This window comes from Marinifilum fragile JCM 15579 (assembly GCF_001310955.1).
GTDB classification, from domain to species: Bacteria; Bacteroidota; Bacteroidia; order Bacteroidales; family Marinifilaceae; genus Marinifilum; species Marinifilum fragile.
Genome location: NZ_BAZX01000003.1, coordinates 41,307 through 57,911 on the forward strand (window position 1 = coordinate 41,307; position 16,605 = coordinate 57,911).

At 35.2% G+C, this 16,605-nt stretch carries 10 protein-coding genes; 5 read left to right on the top strand and 5 right to left on the bottom strand.

Features of this window, described 5'->3' with window-relative positions; genetic code table 11:
• Positions 1-421 precede the first annotated feature (421 nt).
• The gene (locus JCM15579_RS03495) at positions 422-3,007 is read right to left on the bottom strand and encodes a S9 family peptidase (protein WP_054715809.1); all 2,586 of its coding nucleotides are present in this window, start codon (positions 3,005-3,007) and stop codon (positions 422-424) included.
• Positions 3,008-3,469: 462 nt separating this feature from the next.
• On the opposite strand from JCM15579_RS03495, the gene JCM15579_RS03500 reads away from it, so the two are divergent.
• Positions 3,470-4,912 carry an MATE family efflux transporter gene (locus JCM15579_RS03500; RefSeq protein WP_083464512.1) on the top strand — a complete coding sequence of 481 codons (1,443 nt, stop codon included), beginning with the start codon at positions 3,470-3,472 and terminating at the stop codon, positions 4,910-4,912.
• Positions 4,913-5,257: 345 nt separating this feature from the next.
• Positions 5,258-7,588, top strand: coding sequence for a PAS domain-containing sensor histidine kinase (locus JCM15579_RS03505; RefSeq protein ID WP_054715812.1), 2,331 nt, complete (start codon positions 5,258-5,260; stop codon positions 7,586-7,588).
• A gap of 101 nt (positions 7,589-7,689) precedes the next feature.
• Here JCM15579_RS03505 and JCM15579_RS03510 read toward each other — a convergent pair whose 3' ends face one another.
• From JCM15579_RS03510 to rlmD, 4 genes are all read right to left on the bottom strand, one after another.
• A complete protein-coding gene (locus tag JCM15579_RS03510) occupies positions 7,690-8,349 on the bottom strand; it encodes a PQLLE family protein (RefSeq protein WP_054715815.1) in 660 nt (219 codons plus the stop codon).
• Positions 8,350-9,208: 859 nt separating this feature from the next.
• The gene (locus JCM15579_RS03520) at positions 9,209-9,754 is read right to left on the bottom strand and encodes a hypothetical protein (RefSeq protein WP_157471313.1); all 546 of its coding nucleotides are present in this window, start codon (positions 9,752-9,754) and stop codon (positions 9,209-9,211) included.
• Positions 9,744-10,472 carry a GNAT family N-acetyltransferase gene (locus tag JCM15579_RS03525; protein ID WP_054715823.1) on the bottom strand — a complete coding sequence of 243 codons (729 nt, stop codon included), beginning with the start codon at positions 10,470-10,472 and terminating at the stop codon, positions 9,744-9,746. The genes JCM15579_RS03520 and JCM15579_RS03525 overlap by 11 nt, the downstream gene beginning before the upstream one ends.
• Positions 10,473-10,713: 241 nt before the next feature.
• The gene (gene rlmD, locus JCM15579_RS03530; protein ID WP_054715827.1) at positions 10,714-12,123 is read right to left on the bottom strand and encodes a 23S rRNA (uracil(1939)-C(5))-methyltransferase RlmD; all 1,410 of its coding nucleotides are present in this window, start codon (positions 12,121-12,123) and stop codon (positions 10,714-10,716) included.
• A 189-nt stretch (positions 12,124-12,312) separates the two neighbouring features.
• Here rlmD and JCM15579_RS03535 point away from each other — a divergent pair, with 189 nt between their 5' ends.
• The 3 genes from JCM15579_RS03535 to JCM15579_RS03545 all read left to right on the top strand — a co-directional run bounded on the left by JCM15579_RS03535 (position 12,313) and on the right by JCM15579_RS03545 (position 16,407).
• Complete coding sequence (locus JCM15579_RS03535) at positions 12,313-13,326, top strand: glycoside hydrolase family protein (protein ID WP_245625811.1); 1,014 nt, start codon at positions 12,313-12,315, stop codon at positions 13,324-13,326.
• Positions 13,327-13,604: 278 nt separating this feature from the next.
• Positions 13,605-14,354: an AAA family ATPase gene (locus JCM15579_RS03540; RefSeq protein ID WP_054715830.1), complete on the top strand. Its 750-nt coding sequence runs from the start codon at positions 13,605-13,607 to the stop codon at positions 14,352-14,354.
• Positions 14,355-14,466: 112 nt separating this feature from the next.
• The gene (locus JCM15579_RS03545; RefSeq protein ID WP_054715834.1) at positions 14,467-16,407 is read left to right on the top strand and encodes an ABC-F family ATP-binding cassette domain-containing protein; all 1,941 of its coding nucleotides are present in this window, start codon (positions 14,467-14,469) and stop codon (positions 16,405-16,407) included.
• The last annotated feature ends 198 nt before the right edge of the window (positions 16,408-16,605 follow it).

A 16,605-nucleotide genomic window follows, 5' to 3' on the forward strand; every position in this document is an offset into this window, starting at 1 on the left:
TCACATAAGCATCAATAGAGTTTATCATTATTGATAATGACTTAGTTTCTGTCTATGAGAAAATGGATGTATTCTTATTTTTGGAAACCTACTCTCCTAATCAAAGAACCATCCCCAAGCTGGGAAAATGCAAACTGAAAAATAAAAGCTTTCCCCAAGTTGGGAAAGCTAGAATTGAAAAAAAATAGACCTTTCCCAAGCTGGGAAAACGTGATTGTAGAAAAAAGGGCCTTTCCCCAAACTGGGAAAGGGTATCGTTTTTAAAAATGGCCATTTCCCAGCTTGGGGAAGCTTGTTTTAAAAAAAAAAGAGACCCTCCCCAACTTGGGGAAGGCAATTCTGAAAAAAAAATGACTTCCCCAAAACAGTTGAGTTAAAAAAAAAGAGATTAACGTTTGCCAATCTCTTTTGATATTAAGGTTTATAAATTCTTATCAGGATACAATTCATCCCACCATTGTGGTTGATCTTTTAAGTATTTTGCAAAGTATGCAAAAATGGTATTGTTCCAAAGAATGCGTTTGTTGTAGTTCTGAATCAAGTGATCCTGACCTTTTACCTGTACAAATTCCACATCTTTTCCTAACAATTTTAAAGCCTGATACATTTGAATGCTTTCCCCCAATGGTACATTGGTATCCTGGCTGCCATGAAGCAATAACATTGGAGTTGTAATTTTATCTGCATTAAACAATGGGCTTTGGTCTACATAAATGTCTTTTCTGTTCCAAGGGAATGATTTACCTGTAGCATTCATGCTGTAGGAATATCCCCAATATCCTTCGCCCCAATAGCTAGTAATATCACTAATGCCAGCATGAGATATGGCTGCTGCAAAAATATCGGTTCTGGTTTGTAGCAACTGAGTGGTAAAACCACCATATGAAGCTCCGATACATCCAACTTTGTCGGCATCGATAAAAGAATGTTCTTTGATAAACTTCTTGGTTCCATTAATAATTTCATCAGCCGTAATAATTCCCCAATTGTTTTGGTGACGAGCCGAGAATTCCTGTCCAAATCCGGTAGCACCACTAGGCTGTAGTAGGTATACCACATAGCCCATAGCTGCATACATATTTAGAGGATAACGACCTCCAAAGCTTCTTTCTACAGGAGAAGTTCCGCCGTAATAGTTTACAATCAGAGGATATTTTTTATTGGAATCGAAATTAGGAGGATAGTAAACACGACCAATAATCGTAGTTCCATCTTCTTTGGTAAAGTTCCAATCTTCGGTTTTGCCGAACATCACATTCTTCAGATGATTCTTTTCAGGATTTGCGATTACATGATTTGCCTTAGAAGCAATATCATAAGTAAATGCTTTATATGGGCTTGAAATTCCACATGCCACATAGCTTATTGTTTTTCCATTTTTCGATAGGTCAAAACCACGAACCACATCCGAATTCGAATTCAATTCAGTGAATTTTTTCGACGCAATATCATAGCTGAATAGTTTTACGTAGTCTTTGTCTTGTGCTTTAATGTAAATCTTATTATCAGATTTATTCCAAATTGCTGCATCAATTGCAGGATCAAAATTGTAGGTGATAGGATCTACATTTTTCGAAGTCAAATCGTAAATGTAAAGCTGTCCATCGTAATTGTTTGCTATTGGATGATTGCCAATATTTTCACCAATCTTACCAAAACAAGAAGGACCTCCTTGCACCAACAATTGTTTGCCATCAGGAGAATATTGAGCCTGACCAGCGGTCAACTTGTCTTCCCAAATGCTTTCCACCTTAAAAGTTTCAATATTCATTTGGTAAAGATTCTGCTTAAAATATGGGTAGCCACTGTAATCAGGACGCGAAGTTGTGAACAGGATGTTCTTTCCATCAGCATTAATATCAGCTAAATCGGTACTTAAAGTTCCGTAAGTTAGGCGTTGTTTTACACCACTTGCAACATCCAATTTGTACAGGAATGATCTGTATCTGTACCATGGTAAGCGGTCTTCCATTCCTTGGAATTTCTTCATTTTCCAGTCTTCAGAATTGCTTTTTCCTACGCTGTAGATAATAAATTTTCCGTTTGGAGCCCAAGTGTAAGAAGAGAAATCTTCAATATTTTCAGCAATTTGCTTTTCGGTATTCTTTTCAAAATCGAAAACAAAAATAGATGCTTTGTCGTTGTATTTCTGGGTATAAGAAATTTGATTTCCGGTTGGTAACCAGTTGATGTTTGAAAGTTGTGTTCCTCTGAAGGTGTAAAGAATTTTACCTGTTTCAATTTCTTGGATTTCTTTCCAGTTCTCACTTTTGTCTGATGGGGGTAAGGTGCGGCTGTAAGAAATTAGGGCATACTTGCCATCAAATGATACAGCTGTGCTTTGCACTTTTGTGCCATCCAAAACTTTGTTGATATCCATAAATTGCTTTGGAGAAAGGCTCAATTCAAAATGATCAACTTTTGCATCATTTTTTGATTTTAAAGCAAGTTGAAACTGATTGTTCTTAGAACTGCTCAGAATTTTCACAACAATTTTGTGGTGTCCTTGCTCCAGTTTTAAACTTTTGCTCGACTCCTTGGCTTTATCGGCTTCATGCTTGTATTGCGACAATTGCTTTTCGCCATCCACATAAACCTCAATCATAGGGAAGCTTTTCAACGATAGCTCAACTTCACTCCACTGATCAGTGTTTAGGTATGAAACCAGATAGTACAATTTGTTTTCCTTATTTGGTAAAGAAAGAAAACCTTTAGAATTGGCACTTTTCTTTTTCCAGGTCAATTGCTCATTGTTCCAGTTCAGTTTGTCCGATTCATTAGGAGCAATTTTACAAAGGTCCATTTGGTTTTCCTGTAAAAGATTTTTTAGTTCGAAAGTACTTCCGCTAAAATCCTCGGTAGTGTTGAATGCAGGAAGGTGTAGTTCTATAGCATCCGAAATCAACCAATTTTTAATTGTTTTTTGTTTGTTATCCTTGGTTGAGGAAGCAAAACAAAGATTTGCACTTAGTATTATAGCCAAGGCTGATACAATGATCTTGTTCATTTTTATTACGATTTATTTGGTTTGTTGCAAGACCTCAATACTACATAAAATTTAGAGCATAAAAAAGAATATTTGTTAGCTTAGGTCATGTTTCTGACTGAAATTAACAGTATTGGAGAAATATTTGTTGCGATTTGGATAAATTGATTTATATTTGTGGTACTCACGCAAAAACGGAGGAAAGCTATGAATATATTTGTCACAAATTCACCTTGCAATTATCTGAGCTAAACAGCTTAGGCTTTCCTTATTCTATAGATATTATTAATTAAGAAGTAACGGAGGCGTAAGCCGCCCGATACGAATTTTGTACACCTAAAAATTTAATGGAGGAAAAATTATGAGCACAACTATGAATTATTGTGCCCCATTTGTGGAGCTCGTGAAATTTGAAACAGGAAAATGTTTCGAGGAAAAAGTAAAAATAATGAGTTTAATTCATCATCATAAGCGAAAACGAAAATGCAACATTATAGCAATTTAAAAGAGAAATATATACGAGTAAAAGCAATTGACCGAGGGAGGCAATTGTGGAAAATAATTAAGGATGCCATATCGGGCGAAGAAAGAGATTATACCAATGGGAAAATTGGGAAAGCATTATTTATGCTGGCTATACCCATGGTATTGGAAATGGTCTTTGAATCGGTTTTTGCTATAGCTGATATCTTTTTTGTATCCCAACTTGGCGATGATGCAGTCGCAACTGTAGGGATTACTGAATCGATAACCACCATTGTATATGCCATAGGATTTGGTTTATCGATGGCAACAACAGCTTTGGTAGCTCGAAGAGTTGGTGAAAAGAAGTTCGAGAAAGCTGCAAAAGTCTCAGCACAGGCCATTGTAACCGGAGCGATAGCATCAGTTTTTATCGCGATAGTAGGAATTTTCTTTTCGAAAGACTTGCTGCGATTAATGGGAGCAAATTCCACCATTGTGAATGAGATGTCGGGTTATGCAAGCATTATTCTGAGCAGTAACATGATTATCATGTTGCTGTTTATTAACAATGCGATATTCCGATCAGCGGGAGATGCTGCCCTTTCCATGCGTGTTTTGATTATTGCCAACTGTTTAAATATCATTCTTGATCCATTATTGACTTTTGGTTTAGGACCAATTCCTGCGATGGGCGTTGAAGGAGCTGCAATTGCAACTAGCATTGGTAGAGGATTGGCTGTGATATACCAGTTTGTTCTCCTGATTAAAGGAAGAGGAAAGATACACATCAAAATAGAGCATTTTAGCTTGCGATGGAAAACCATAAAGAAACTGGTTCAACTGTCGCTTGGAGGAATAGGACAGAACATTATTGCAACCTCAAGTTGGATTGGTTTGATGAGGATTATGGCAGAGTTTGGTAGTGCTGCCATTGCGGGTTATACCATTGCAATCCGTATTTTGATATTTATTCTTTTGCCATCCTGGGGATTGAGCAATGCAGCAGCTACTTTGGTGGGACAAAATCTAGGTGCTAATCAACCGGAACGTGCCGAAAAATCGGTATGGGCTGCAGGAAGAATTAATGTTGCGTTTCTTGGTTTAATAGGAATAATATTTTTCTTGTTCCCAGCTTATTTTATTGAATTATTTACCGATGATCAGGGGATTGTAGTAAATGGAATTCAAGCGCTAAAAATTATTAGCTGCGGATTTATTTTTTACGGAATGGGGATGGTTTTGCTGAACTCTATTAATGGAGCTGGCGACACACAAACTCCAACACTATTGAACCTGATTAGTTTCTGGATTGTAGAAATTCCTGTTGCTTATTTGCTGGCAATTCACTTTGCCTGGAACCAAAATGGCGTATTTTATGCCATCATTATTTCAGAAGCAATTTTAACATTAATTGCTTTGTATTGGTTTAAAACCGGAAGGTGGAAGTTGAAGAGGGTTTAGACTTAGAGGTGTAGAATGCAATCTCGATATAATCAGCAAAATATAAAATTGTAGGTTGAACTTTTATAATGAAGGGATCTGAATGTATTTTGGGGTGGAGATATGTATTTATTAAAGGTACAATGGCATATACGACGTAAATTGCAGATAGATTTTATTTGCAATTTATGTTTGTATAGCATGTGTATTTATTTAACTTTAGGTGTCAATTATTATTGTTGGTGATGAGAATTTTATTCTGTTATTGATTGTTAGGACGGCAATTAGAGTCTGTGTTGATTTGAGTGTCCGTTGTGATTATTCTTATTTGACAGTTTGTTCTATTCCTAAAATGAATGATACATTATGTATGAAGTTGTAAATTATAAGATTTCAAGTAGTATTTTGAACAAATGGCAAGATGTGTTGAATCTCATTTCAAATACGTTCAATATTTCAAAGGTTATTATTGTTCAGGTTAAAAAATCAAATATCGAGCTATTATTAGAAAGCAATTTATACAACAAGGCATTAAGGTTAGAAATTCAAAGATGGTTGGATATTTTGAATCATGACAAATTTTTAGGTTTCAAAAAAGAAATTTGTTTTGATGATTTTGTACGGGAAAATTATAACAACATAAACTATCTGGGGTATCCTATTAAATTTTCGAATGGAGATCTGTTTGGAGTTTTATATGTTGTAGATGAGGAGAAAATAAAATTGGATTCCTATATGAAAAACTTGTTTAGAGGATTCCGAAAGCTCATTGAATCTGATTTAAATACATTGTATGAGGAAGGAAAGAATAAGTTCTTTTTAGACGAATATAAAATAGAAAACAAGAAACTTGTAGAGCAATTGCTAAAAAGTGAAATGAAGTACAAAACACTTTTTTCAGCGGCAAATTCAGCTATAGCAATTTTTGAACCAATTAGGAATGAATTAGGAGAATTGGTGGATTTACTTTACAAGGATATGAATAAGGCAAATGAAGAAATTATAGAAATCTCTAAAGACTATGCTATTGGAAGGACTATGTTGGAATTGTTTCCAAATACTGAACCTGAATGGATTGCTTACTTTAAATCGGTGATCAATGATTTCAAAAGCACTAGTTTTTATTCTTATCATTCAGATATAGGAAAATACATTTACGTAGATTCTTTCCCTATAAATGATAAGGAGTTTGTGATTTCGGCGGTTGACTTAACTGATAAGGTAAAATTAAAGGAGAAGTTAAGTGAGGTGGAGAATAGGTACAAGAATATTTTTTACGGTAGTTCATCTGTAATGATGCTTGTATCGCCAGAAAATGGGCTGATAAAAGATGTGAATGAAAGTGCTTGTGAGTTCTATGGCTATTCAAAAAGAGAATTGTTAAATCTTAAAATTTGGGATTTAAATATTGCAGGAGAAATTTCTGTTTGGGATAATATTGAGAAAGCTAAAACGAACTCAAAAACAATTTTTAAAGCTCAACATCGCATTGCATCGGGAGAAATTAAAGATGTTGAAGTTTCATCAGGTGCTGTAATGGTTGATGGGAAAGAACTTTTGCATTCTGTAATACGAGATGTGACTGAGAGAAATAAGAACTTGCTTAAAATAACTAAACTATCAAATGCGGTTGAGCAAAGTCCGGCAGCAATAGTAATTACAAACACCAATGGGGAGATAGAATATGTAAATCCGATATTCTGCAAGGTAACTGGGTACGATTTGGAAGAGCTAATAGGAGAAAATCCAAGGATTTTAAAATCAGGCAAACATTCGGCTATTGTTTACAAAGATTTGTGGCAGAAAATATCATCAGGAGAAAAGTGGAAAGGAGAATTTTATAACAAACGTAAAGACTCTAGTTATTTTTGGGAATCGGCTTCCATTTCACCTGTGTTTGATGATGAGAATTGTATTGTAGGATATCTAAAAGTTGGATTAGATATTACTGAAAAAAAGCATATTGAAGCTAAATTAACACAAGCACTGATTAAGGCAGAAGAAAATGACAGGCTTAAAACGGCTTTCCTGGCTAATCTTAGTCATGAAGTTAGGACTCCACTAAATGGTTTGCTTGGATTTGCCGATTTTATTGGTAATGTAGACTTAACAAATGAAGAGCGAAAAGAATATGCTACCATAATAAAAGATTGTGGAAATCAGCTAATGAGTATTATGGATGATATATTGGATGCTTCATTGTTGGAGGCAAAGAAATTACAAATCAATGTAGATCGTATTTATCTTGATCCATTTTTATTTGGGCTAAAAAATCTTCATTCTGTTGAGGCTGAAAAAAAGAAGTTAAGTGTAAAGTTGGATTACATGTTTAATTCGGATTTGGAAATATATACTGATAAAGGTAAACTGTTACAGGTTTTAAATAATTTGATTGGTAATGCCATTAAATTTACCAAAGAGGGTGAGATTATTATTGGTTGTGAAAGTTTAAAAGATAGTTTTCTATTTTATGTGCAGGATACAGGAATAGGAATATCTCCGGAGCATCAGAAGATTATTTTTAGCCGTTTTAGACAGATCGAAAACCACCTTACCAGACAACATGGTGGAATAGGGTTGGGACTATCTATTTCGAAAGATATTGTTGAGTTATTGGGAGGTGAATTGTGGGTAGAATCGGATGTTGGACAAGGTTCAAAATTTAGTTTCACAATCCCGAAAAGAGCGGGAGAATAAAAACTTTGGTATTAAAATAAATTTATAAACCGAAACCAAGATGACAATTGTCAGAAGGTTTCGGTTTACTTTTTATCTGAAAAATAAAAAAAAATGTACTGTTAGTTTCGAACTAAAATTCCTAAAGCTTCTAGTAATTGTGGTTTGTCATCCATGGCAATTTTCGCAACCGCGTAAAATTCCTGCATCCATTTATCTAGTTTGTCAAAAGCAGCATCTTTGGCTTGAGTTGCTTCTTGCGATTCTCCGGTTTCGCGCAAGTAGGCTGTGCGTGAGGCTTCGAGTTCCAAAATTGCTGTCATTCCAGCATCTGCTTCTTCCTTTGGGAATTTTAAACGAGCCAGTTTTGTTTGAATTTCGGTATCAGCGATAATTTCAGAATAAAATGTTTTCATTGTAGCTACTTTGCTGGCATAAGCTTTTGGAGTACGACCACTTAAGGCCAATTTTTGTAGCATCACATTATCGTTGCGGAAAACCACTTTCGCTTTTTTGCGATGTAGGTTGTAAGATCCATCTAATGCACTGTCTTTTTCGCTGAAAATGGCATAAGCCTCGAGGGTTTCGTTGTCTTCTTGCTTGTTAAAGTTCCATGCATTTTGGGTTTCGCTTAATAATGTTTTCCCTTCGGCTATTACTTCGGTAGTATAGCCAAACTCTGCCATGGTAGCAGCAATTTCTGGTTGCAGTTCAACATTTGTTAAAGCAATTCGGTACGATTCCAGTACCTGAACTTCTGAACGGGTTTTTCTTTTGTTCATTGTTTAAAATTTTAAATTCAACATTTAACTGGTTAGTAATTGTATGATTAAAGGGTTGTTTTTTAAAGGTATATGTACGATGCGTTACCATGGGTAAAGGCAAGGTGCCCATGTGTAAAGGCAGCGTTCCCATGTACAAAGGCAAGGTGCTCTTGCATTGCGGCAGCGTTCCCTTTGGTAAAGGCAGCGTTCTTTTGTACAAAGGCAGTGTGCTTTTGGGCAAAAGATAGGTGATGATGCTAAAAGGCAGTGTTTCCTTGTACAAATACTAAGCGATGAAGTTTGGAGGACGCTCGTTTGGTAATACAAGGAATGGTTTTTGGGAAACAGTATTTGAGTTTATGCTTTGATTGGGGGTGGAGGTGTATTTTTCTATGTTAATTGTGTGTTTCATTTGTAAATATTGTAGCAGTGTTGGTTAGTTTTGTAGTTATTTTGCGTTGTTAATGATATTGATAAACTAAATTAAGAAAAAAATAATAGAGTGCAATATTTATGGGTTAAATATTCTTTAGGCGAGGTGTATAATCTTTCAGAGTCTTTAGGCGTATTGATTTATTTTTGATTAGAAGAATCATTCCAAAATGTATTTATCATTCTAACAGTCTTTTCATGTAGAATATCTTTGCTTATTATATCGCTATATGTATTTAGAAGGATTTTAAGTGTATTCCATAATAAAGCATTTGTAACATCAAAAACAGAGATTAACATTGAAATATTGTTATCATTTTTTTTCATCATTAAGCTAATTCCAAGACCGTGTACATGTTGGGAGTGGTACTTTTGAATCATTAATGAAAAGTTTTCTGGTATCCTTGCTAATTGGTACAGTTCAACCCAACTAAATTGATTTCTACTATTCTTGTTTTGAGAGTTTAAATTTCCAGTTTAATTTTTCTATTATTATTGGGTCAACCATATCATAAATGCCACCTTTTGTTAGCATTTCAATAATTTGTTTCATATCCTTTGAATCTTGTTCTAAGGCTGATATTACATTATTATAAATTGGTTCTGGGGGCAAACCACTACACTTTTCGAAAAAATCAGATAATGATTGTGAGCGTGTTTTTAAAGCATCAAAAAGATATAAATAATATCTTAGTAATTGTTCATTTTTAGTAGAGTGGGAAGTCAATAAATATAAGATAGCAGAATTATCTACTATCATTCTATTTAAGGTTATTAGAGATTGAATAGAACCGTTGTTTTCGGATAAAACAATTAAGTCTTCAATGCAATTATAAAATTTTAAGCAATGATTATATATGCCGACTCTTTTATCTTTTAAATCGTTATTTTCGGTTACAACTTTAAGTTTTGAAAGTAGCATATCAAACTCTAACATAGTACCATAAAATATTTTTTTTCTTCTTTTAAAAATTTCTTCGTTAGTATGCATAGTCATTGATTAAATTTTCATTCAATTCTTTTATAATCACGCAACTACTAACTATTATATTTCTGTTTTGGAAATATTTAACTTCATCAGTTTCTATGGGTTTACCGTCTTTAATCCATCTCAAAACGTAAAAACTCATACTTGGATAAATAATAGGATTTATTAATTGTTTAGTGCCTTCTTTAAATTCCAAATTCCAGATTAAATTTGTTGTATGTCTGTTTGGATTATAACCTCTAACACAATATAGTTCTATTCTGTTATCTGATATTTCGTTAGCTATCTCTAAAGTTTTAATAAGAGGTTTAAATGCCATTGTTTTACCTATCATGTCGAACATGGTAAAACCAATAGATTGCCAATATGTATTTGATGAGTCAGGGCTGCAATGTAATTCCACATACATTGAATCTTTAGAAATAAAATACTCTAATGATTTATTCACTAAAAATGTCCCGTATCCTTTCTTTCTATAGTCAGGATGTATTTCAGCAATGTCAATATATGCGGAATATTCTTTAAAATAATATACAATGAAACCGATAACTTTATTGTCTAATATTGCGATTATTAATTCATTGTTTTCAAAATGATAAACTATTGTATCCCAATTGCAATAAAATCCTTCATCTGTTTTTAAATCTTCATCGATTAACCAATTTTCTATTTCTTTTAAATGTTGTTTGGTAGGAGCAAAATCAATTTTAATATTATTCATTGCTTATGGATTTTAGTGTGTGAATCAAATTTAATAATTCAGTGATAAACATGGGCTAGTCTTTTATTATTTTTGTAATAATTGAAAATGATAATTTAATGAAATATAAAAGTCTCCTTTCAACTAAATACTGTTGTAAGATTATTGGAAGTATCTGATGATACTTTATATCATACTGTATAAAAAGAAAAGCTCGCAAAGAATATCTCTGCGAGCTTTTAATATTTTAAGGATGAAAAACTTAACGTTTCTCCAACTGCACAATGTTCTCCACATGATGAGTGTGTGGGAACATGTCGACAGCTTGTACTTTGGTTACTTTGTAGGCTTCGTCCATTAGTGCTAAATCGCGAGCTTGAGTCGCCGAGTTACAGCTTACATAAACAATGCGTTTTGGAGCTGCGTGTAGAATGGTTTCCACAACATCAATATGCATTCCGGCACGTGGTGGATCAACAATCATGGTATCAGGTTGACCGTGAAGCTCGATAAATTCTTTGGTCAGTACCTTTTTCATGTCGCCAGCAAAGAATTTTGTATTGTTGATTCCGTTGATTTCAGAGTTTACCTTAGCATCTTCAATGGCTTCAGGTACGTATTCAATACCAATAACCTGCTTGGCTTGTTTGGCTACGAAATTGGCAATGGTTCCAGTTCCTGTGTACAAATCGTAAACTACTTCGTCGCCTGTTAGCTGAGCAAATTCTCGAGTTTTGCAGTACAATTCGTAAGCTTGATCGGAATTGGTTTGGTAGAAGGATTTTGGACCAATTTTAAACTTCAAATCTTCCATTTGCTCGAAGATATGATTGCGTCCTTTAAACAATACTACCTCCTGATCGGTAATGGTATCATTTGCCTTTTCGTTGATCACATACATTAAAGATGTGATTTCAGGGAATTTTTCAACCAAATGATTCAGTAATGCTTCTCTCTTTTCCACATCTTCGTGGTAGAAAGTAACAATTACCATATTCTCGCCTGTAGATGCAGTTCGAATGATTAAGGTTCTTAAGAATCCTTCGTGATTGCGGATATCGAAGAAGCTTAAATCATTGGCAAAAGCAAATTCCTTAATGGCCATTCTGATGGCATTCGATGGTTCTGGTTGCAGGTGACACTTGTTGATGTCAACAACCTTATCGAACAATCGAGGCACGTGAAAACCAACAGCCGGAGTACGGTTTAAATCTTCACCGCTGGCAATTTCCTCATTGGTTAAATATCTTTTACTAGAGAAAGTATATTCCAATTTGTTACGGTAGAATTCGGTTTTGGCTGATGCCAAAATGTGATTTACCTCAGGCAATTCAACTTTACCAATTCTTTCCAAATTGTCGATTACTTCTTGTTGCTTGAACTTTAATTGTTCTTTGTAAGGTAAATTTTGCCACTTGCATCCACCACACACACCAAAATGCTCGCAAAAAGCATCTTGTTTTAATGAAGAATGCTCGTGAAAGAAAACAGGATTACCTTCCATATAACTTTTGCGTTTTTTGGTAACCTGTACATCCACTACATCGCCTGGAATTACGTTTGTTACAAACAATACTTTTTCATCCACTTTTGCGATGGCCTTTCCTTCGGCGGCTAACTTCTCAATTTTAATGTTTTGCAGAAGGGGTTTTCTGTTTCTTTTTCTTCCCACTTGTCTTAGAATTTTAATTTGGGCACAAAGATATAAAAAGTCGAATAGTCGAAAAGTCGAATAGTCAAAAAGTCAAATAGTCAAAAAGTCGTATTACATTTTCTGATACTCTGTTCAAATACTTCTTACTTTAAATTTGCTATCTTTAGCCAGTATTCCAAAGCCAAAAATCTTTTTTATAATTTAACTATGAACAAGCTACTTGCTGTTATCAGTTTGTTGTTGTTGGTGTCGTGCGGTACACAACAGTCAACTAAAGTTCCATGTTTTGCATGGCTTGGAGGTCCGGGCGAAGAAACCGATGTCCAACTTTTACAAAAATTCACTGATTTAAAAGAAAAAGGAATTGATGGTTTGATGTACAATGGAGGTCATGATCCAGCCGTATATCAACGAGTGGGAAAGATTGCCAAAGAGGTAGGATTGGAATTTCATACCTGGATACCAACAATGGTTCAAGGCAGAGATAAAAATATTCCAAAAGAATTGTATGCCGTAAATGGAAATGGAGAGTCGGCCTACGACAAACCAGCCTATGTAGATCATTATACTTTTTTGTGTCCTAACAAGGAGGAGGTATACAAATATCTTTCAAACCTATATGTAACTATTGCTCGATTGCCAGAGGTTGATGGTGTGCATTTGGATTATATTCGTTTCCCGGATGTAATTCTTGCAAAAGGATTGTGGGATAAGTACGGATTGGTAATGGATAAGGAATATCCAGAATTTGATTATTGCTATTGCGATAAGTGTAAGTCTGATTTTAAAGAAAAAACAGGGCTTGAAATTACTGATCAGGCTATGGCAAGAGATTTGCAAGAGTGGAAAAAGTTTCGTCAGGATTTGATCACAAAAATCGTAAATCGTTTGGTTGAAGATGTGCATGCCCAAGGTAAAGACATTACGGCAGCAGTATTTCCAGGACCATATTCACATGCGGTTAAAATGGTTCGTCAGGAATGGAATCAGTGGAATTTGGATGCATTTTTGCCAATGAATTACAATGATTTTTACTTGGAAGGAACCGAATGGATAGGCAAAATGTGTAAGGAATCTGTAGAGAGTGTGAATGGTGAAAGACCCGTTTACAGTGGTTTGTTTATTTGTCCCAATCCAGATAGAAAATCAAAAGAAGCTGATCCTGAAAATCACGGTTTGTTGCCTGAGGAAATTGGCGAAGCATTCGTCAATCGATGGTGAATGGTGCTACAGGAATTTGCTTGTTCACACCTGATAGGATGACGAGTGAGCATTGGATAGAATTTGAAAAAGCGATTCATAAAGACTATTCGCAGAAGAAATAAAAGAAAGAGGAGGACTTAAAATGTTCTCCTCTTTCTTTAATGTGATATTTTTAATCGAAATCAGATTGATGCATAAAACTCTCAAAATGCTCTTGCTTATGATTAAGAATAAAATACTAAGTTTGCAGCATAAAACTAAACAACAACAAAACACAACAAATACAAAATTTAAGCATGAATCATCTTTTTATACCCAACCAAGGGAAAGTTGATATGAACGACGTTGTTTTTGACGAACAACTTTTTTCACAGATTTCTCAGTTTTTAAGAGAGTACGAACATGTTGAAATTCTGACAAAGTATGGATTGCCAGTAGTCAATAAGATCTTGTTATACGGAAAATCTGGTTGTGGTAAAACCATGACAGCAAAGGCAATTGCCAATAAATTGAATAAGAAAATCAAAACTATAAATCTTGGCAATATTATTTCTTCGAAACTAGGAGAGACCTCAAGAAATATTGCTTCGGCTTTTAAAATGATTGAAACGCAAGAAGCCGTTTTGTTTTTCGATGAGTTTGATTCTTTGGGAAAGGAAAGAAACTATGACAATACCGATAGTAGTGAGATGAAACGTGTTGTGAATGGTATGATTCAGATGATGGATCACTTGCCAAAGAATTCAGTAATGATTGCAGCAACCAATCAAATTGACATGATTGATGAGGCTTTGATTCGCAGATTCGAACTGAAAATGGAGTTTCATAATCCTAAAAAGCAAGATCTTGATCGATTGTACGACAAACTATTGGCTCGTTTCCCTAAAGAATATGCAAAAGTAAATCGTGTTTATGATATTTCTTTTGCTGAAGCTGAAAATATTGTAATGACTGAGGTGAAGGAGAATATCATTCAGTCGGAAATGTTGAAAAAGGCAGTTATCAGTGAACAGTCATCAGTGAACAGTGTGCAGTTATCGAATTAGAATTTCTGAAGAGCAATTTATATTTTGTGATAGATGATTTAATTATTCATTACTAATTATTAATTGCTCATTCTTCATTATTTTTGTCGCCACATCTTAAAACGGAATTAATATGATCTCTATAAATAATCTTACAGTTGAATTTGGTGGTTTTACTCTTTTCAAAGAGGTGAGTTTTCTTGTGAATTCGAGAGACAGAATTGGCCTTGTTGGAAAAAATGGAGCTGGAAAATCAACTTTGCTTAAGATTTTTGCGGGGTTACAGGGAGCCACAAAAGGAAATGTTTCCGTTCCTTCCGAGATTAAGATTGGTTATCTGCCACAGCAAATGAACCACTTTGATGGCAGAACGGTGATGGAGGAAGCTCTTTCTGCTTTTGAAGAGGTGTTGGGTCTTGAAAAAGAGATTGCAAAAATTAATGCTGAAATCGCTGAGCGTACCGATTATGAATCGGAAGATTACATGAAGCTGATTAATCGATTGAGCGATAAAAATGACCGTTACCACATGATGGGGGGTGAAAATGTTGATGCTGAAGCGGAGAAAACCTTAATGGGACTTGGTTTTTTGCGTAGCGATTTTACTCGTCAGACCAACGAATTTAGTGGTGGTTGGAGAATGCGTATCGAATTGGCTAAAATTCTTTTGCGTCGTCCGGATGTTTTTCTCCTGGATGAGCCTACCAACCATTTGGATATTGAGTCAATTCAGTGGTTAGAGGATTTTTTGAAAGTATATCCAGGTGCTGTGGTATTGGTATCGCACGACCGTGCATTTTTGGATAATATTACCAACAGAACTGTTGAGATTTCGGTTGGAAAAATATATGATTACAAAGTTCCTTATTCTGAATATGTTGTTTTGCATGCCGAGCGCAGAGAACAGCAGATGAAAGCCTACACCAATCAGCAAAAGCTGATTAAGGATACTGAGGATTTTATCGAACGATTCAGGTATAAGGCTACGAAGGCGGTTCAGGTTCAGTCTAGAATCAAACAACTTGAAAAGCTTGATAGAATTGAGGTGGATGAGGAAGATATGTCGAAATTGAACTTGAAATTTCCTCCTGCTCCCCGTTCTGGTGATTTGGTTTGCGAAGCCAAAAACTTGAGTAAAGCTTATGGCGACCATTTGGTTTTAAGCGAGCTGGAATTTGTAATTGAAAGAGGTGAGAAGCTTGCTTTTGTAGGGAAGAATGGAGAAGGAAAATCGACTCTGGTAAAAGTGTTGATGGGAGAGTTGGAGCATACGGGAATCTGCAAGGTTGGTCACAATGTAAAAATTGGATACTTTGCGCAGAATCAGGCTCAACTTTTGGATGAAAACAAAACGGTTTTAGATACAATTGATGATGTTGCCGTTGGTGATGTACGAACCAAAATCAGAGATATTCTAGGAGCTTTCATGTTCCGCGGCGAGGATGTAGACAAGAAGGTTAAAGTGCTTTCGGGAGGAGAAAGATCTCGATTGGCTATGATTCGATTGCTTTTGGAGCCTGTGAATTTATTGGTGCTCGATGAGCCTACCAACCATTTGGATATGAAATCAAAGGATGTGTTGAAAGAGGCTTTGTCACAATTTGAAGGAACGGTTATTGTAGTCTCTCACGACCGTGAATTCTTGGATGGATTGGCATCGAAGGTTTATGAGTTTGGCAACAAAAAAATAAAAGAACACTTGGGTGGGATTTATGACTTCTTAAGAGCTAAACGCATGGAAAACCTTCAGGAGTTGGAAGTGAAAAAAGCGATGGTTCAAGAGAAAGTTGAAGAGGCTCCTTCGGAAAATAAATTGAATTACCTGGAAAGAAAAGAGTTAAGCAAGAAAATTACCAAAATGGAACGCAATGTTGCCAAGGCTGAGGAAAATATAGCCAAGTTTGAAGCGCAAATTGCTGAAATGGAAGATCTACTTTCAAATCCAGAGAAAATGCAAGATCAATCTCTTTTTATCAAATATGAGGATGCCAAGAAAGATCTTGAAAATGAAATGATGGCCTGGGAAGAATTCCATGAGAAATTGGAGGAATTGATTGCTGAAAGAGGGGAGTAAGTTCAAAGGATAAACAAGTAGGTATACGAGAAGGTTTTTGCGTTTTAGTGAGAATTTTAAAACTTCCTATTTAAATACTTGAATAAACATGTCAAGCATCTCCAAGATGCTAGACATGTAAACTAGATATTTTACAAATAATCATTCTGTTAATCTTTGCGTTCTTCTATAATATAAATCTTACCGCCCTTTGCGTGA